The 3,883-nt window shown below is 62.0% G+C and carries 4 protein-coding genes; 3 read left to right on the forward strand and 1 reads right to left on the reverse strand.

The genetic code is table 11. The features are described from left to right. The 3 genes from WBV42_RS13675 to WBV42_RS13685 all read left to right on the forward strand — a co-directional run. The coding region (locus WBV42_RS13675) for an inositol monophosphatase family protein (RefSeq protein WP_423986517.1) at positions 1 to 390 on the forward strand (390 nt) is incomplete at its 5' end. 97 nt (positions 391 to 487) lie between these two features. Continuing rightward, positions 488 to 955: an Lrp/AsnC family transcriptional regulator gene (locus tag WBV42_RS13680; protein ID WP_066142047.1), complete on the forward strand. Its 468-nt coding sequence runs from the start codon at positions 488 to 490 to the stop codon at positions 953 to 955. 43 nt (positions 956 to 998) lie between these two features. Beyond that, positions 999 to 2,132, forward strand: coding sequence for a DUF63 family protein (locus WBV42_RS13685; protein WP_423986518.1), 1,134 nt, complete (start codon positions 999 to 1,001; stop codon positions 2,130 to 2,132). 307 nt (positions 2,133 to 2,439) lie between these two features. Here the strand turns inward: WBV42_RS13685 and WBV42_RS13690 are convergent. Further along, a partial coding sequence (locus tag WBV42_RS13690; protein WP_423986519.1) for a YcaO-like family protein occupies positions 2,440 to 3,883 on the reverse strand: 1,444 nt, incomplete at its 5' end.

Here is a 3,883-nt window from a genome sequence, read left to right on the forward strand (position 1 = left end):
TACCTGAACGGCGAAGAAATCGCCGTCAGCGACCGTACGGACCCCGAAACGTTCACCGTTTGCCCGACGATTTGGTGGGACTTCGACCGCCGGGAGGAGTATGCCGCGACGGTGGAAGGAATCGTGAAGCGCTTCGGCGACATGCGCCGGTTCGGGTGTGCCCAGATCGTTCTCGGGATGGTGGCCAGCGGCGCGCTCGACGGCACCGTGACGAACGTGGTGCCGAACCCATGGGACACGGTCGCGGGCGTGTTCATGGTTCGGCGGGCGGGCGGAACGGTGACGGACATTCACGGCGAGCCGTGGACGACCGAAAGTCGGGGACTGGTCGCTTCCAACGGGGAGGCACACGACGAAGTGCTCGCCGCGGCTCGCGAGGCGGAAAAATAGCGTCGAAAGTAGACGATTATGATTTATAATTCCTATTTGCGACTCGATTCCGATGCGGGTGTACAATTATTTAGCGGTGGGGCATTACCGTAGCGATATGAACCTGGATGACACAGACCGCGCCATTCTGAAAGCCCTCCAAGTGAACGCACGAACACCGTTCAGCGAGATAGCACGGCAGATCGACATGTCCAGTGCGACGGTCCACGACCGCGTCAACCGGATGGAAGAAGCGGGCGTCATCACCGGCTATCACGCCAGCGTGGACCCGAAGAAGATATCGCTCGGTATCTCCGCGTTCGTCGGTCTCCGCGTGGAACAGGGTCGTGAGAAGGACACGCTCAAACGACTCGAAGGGATCGAGGGAATTCAGGAGGTTCACCTCACTACTGGATCGTGGGATGTTTTGGCACGGGTGTACGCCGAGAACGCGGACAGCCTCCGCGAACTGATGTTCGACAACATCGCGCAGATGGACGGTTTCGCCCGCTCACAGACGATGGTCGTCCTCGGGTCGCCCTACGAAAGCAACGAACTCCCCCTGAAGATGGGTTCCGAGGAGTGACAAGACCGGAACCCTAAAACCCGTTCGCTTCGCTTCGTGCGATATGGATACTGCAAGCGAGGGACTCGAAAACGAGCGCCTGTGGTTGGGGGCGGTCGCCGCCGCCATCGTCGCCCTGATCGGTGGTGCGCTCGCGTTCCCGAAACAAGTGTACGACGGCTTCATCTGGCAGTATTTTTGGGGACCCGTACTGGCCGACGCGAACAACGCGTCGTGTGCCGTCCGTAGTGGTGGCACGACGAAATACATCTACGACGCGGGCACGTGCGCGACAGCGCCCGGTCCGGTCGCCGTCCCCGGTTACACCTTCGTCTCGGAAGTCGGCTACGCCGTCACGCTCATCGTCGCCCTGATAGGTGTCGTCTTCCTTCTCCGTCGCCTGAACGTCGGCGAGGAGCGAGGCCTCTTCTTCGCGCTCTTCCCGTTCATGCTCTTCGGTGGTGCCCTGCGTGTCATGGAGGACGCGAACGACGCGCTTCGACCGGTGGGCGACGCCGCGATTTCCTTCCCGTGGAACACCCTCATCATCAGCCCGGTCATCTACTTCACCGTCTTCCTCATCACGCTCGCGGCACTCGTCGTGAGCGTCGCCCTCGAACGAAGGGGTATCGTCGAGAACTACGAATATCCGCTCGCCGGAATCGGAACGCTCGTACTCACCCTCACGATCGGCTATCTGGTCATGCTCTCGGTGACGACCAATCGCCTCGAATTCTACCCGCAGATGCTCGTCGTCGTCCTCGGCGGTGCGACGCTCGTCACCGGAATCGCCTGGTGGCTGGTGGAGCGGTTCGCCCCCGAGGTCAACGCGGGAACGGCCGCCATCGGTGCGGTCGTCATCTGGGGTCACTCGGTGGACGGCATCGCAAACGTCGCCGTTCTCGACTGGTCCGGTGCGCTCGGCCTCCCTGGACCCTACACCGCGAAACACCCCGTCAATCGGGCAATCATCGACATCACGTCCGGTATACTTCCACCGTCGATAACCAACGTCATCGGGACGGCATGGCCGTTCCTACTCGTGAAAATAGTCGCCGCGCTCGCCGTCGTTTGGGTGTTCGACGAGCAAATATTCGAAGAAAGCCCCCGCTACGCCATTCTGCTGCTCATCGCCATCGTCGCGGTCGGTCTCGGGCCGGGAACCCGCGATATGCTCCGGGCAACGTTCGGAATCTAACCCAGACGTTCCAACGTCGATTCCGGGAAATATCGGTCGCCACAGTTTTTACACTCCGCCACTTCGATCGTTCCCGCGTTCGGATGGTCGATACTGACGTTTCGTTTCGACAGGGACGACCCACACGTCGCACACGAGAGCTCGAATTCGGTCGTCATACGGTTACCACTCCTAACATGTATGGAAATTTACCCATAATTCACACCCTCTACTATAGTAATTACGGCCACCCACGACATAAAACCCATGTGTCTCGCTAGCGCGGTTCATGTTTCTCCTCGAAGGAAGTTCGAGAGCGCGGTGACAGCTATGGATACGGATGTGGTTCACGATCGAGACGCGGTTCGAACCCGAGTTCGTCGGGAACCGTCCGCGCACGCTCGCCGAAGAACGCATCCCCGGTGAACAGCGGTTGTGCGTCGGGGACTAGAACGCGAGCCCCCTCGAATCCGAGCGACGCGACGTCTTGCGTGGTCAACCGCGCACCGTAGACCTGAAACGCGTCCCTCGCCAGCGATACCACGGTTTCCAACTCCTCCACGCCCTCCGGAACCGTCGATCCGACGCTCGAACTCGGTATCGTCGTCTCGGAAGCGACGAACTCACGGGCTGCGTCCGGAAACGCCGCATACCGGCCGATGGACCCGTCCTCGTTCGCCGCATCCTCCTTCCCCATCAACTTGAGTTCCGTCCAGTTCTGCAACGCCTCCGCGAGCGCCGACCGTGCCGCCGCGTCCGGATCGAGGTTCGCACCCGATCCGACCGCGAACTTCGGCCACTCGCCCTCCCGGTGAACCGCCACGGCCACCACGGGAACGTCGATGTCCTGTGTCACCAACAGGGTCGTTACCTCCAACTCCTCCGCGCGTGCTCGTTTGACCAGCGCCTCGAAACCCTCGTCCTCGACGGCCAACCCGAGCGGTTCGAACGTGGAGTACCACGCGAGCATCGTCGCATCGCGCTCGATGACTTCGTATATCCCCGACAGGAGCGCCTCTACCGTCGAATTGCCCAACCCTATCCCGGTAGTGATGGATGGCTTGAACCGCATCGACGGCGGCGGGAAGTGGACGAATTCGGCCGGGAGATGAACGAGATCTCCGGTCGTCAAATTCCGGCCCGACACCCACTCGATCTCTTCGTCGCTCGGGTCTTCCCACCCAGTCGGGCGCACGAACTCGGTGGGTGATACGGCGTTCCCGAGTTCGGACGGCCGTGCCACCGCGAACTCCTCCTCGCGGTAGATTCCTGCGCAGTAACGCTCCATCCCCTCGCCCAGCGCCTTCATCAACGCTTCGTCCCAGTCGGCCGAAACACCGGCCGATTGGGCCGCCGCGCGTGCGTCGCTGAACCCGCTCGTATCCGCGGTGGACGCCAAATAGTACGGCACGGGAAACGACGACACCTCGCCGAGCGAGCGAACGATTCCGATCCGCTCGTCCATCGCCAGTTCCGCACGGCCCACCGCATCGTCCAACGTTCGCTCCTCGTACGCGATACCGAGCGTCCTATCCCGCGATTCCCCACACGTCGGACATCCCGGAACCGGGAGCAGTCGTCGTTCGGCGTGCGGAATCTCTCGAACCCCGCCGAGGAGCGACGACTCCTCCCCGCTTGCGAGTCTCGCCGCCTCCCGTCCCGCAACCGCGCCAGCGTATCGTTCGGTGACGTCGTCGTACTCGTCGTTTTCGCCTCCCTCTTCCTCTCGGCCTCCCTCCGCCTCTCGATTCGATACCACGCGTGCGCGGAGA

The organism is Haladaptatus sp. (assembly GCF_049589095.1).
GTDB lineage: Archaea > Halobacteriota > Halobacteria > Halobacteriales > Haladaptataceae > Haladaptatus.

What these genes read in the sequence shown, in the direction of transcription:
- WBV42_RS13685 (WP_423986518.1), top strand. Translation starts at nt 999, where the DNA reads ATGGATACTGCAAGCGAGGGACTCGAAAACGAGCGCCTGTGGTTGGGG.
- WBV42_RS13680 (WP_066142047.1), top strand. Translation starts at nt 488, where the DNA reads ATGAACCTGGATGACACAGACCGCGCCATTCTGAAAGCCCTCCAAGTG.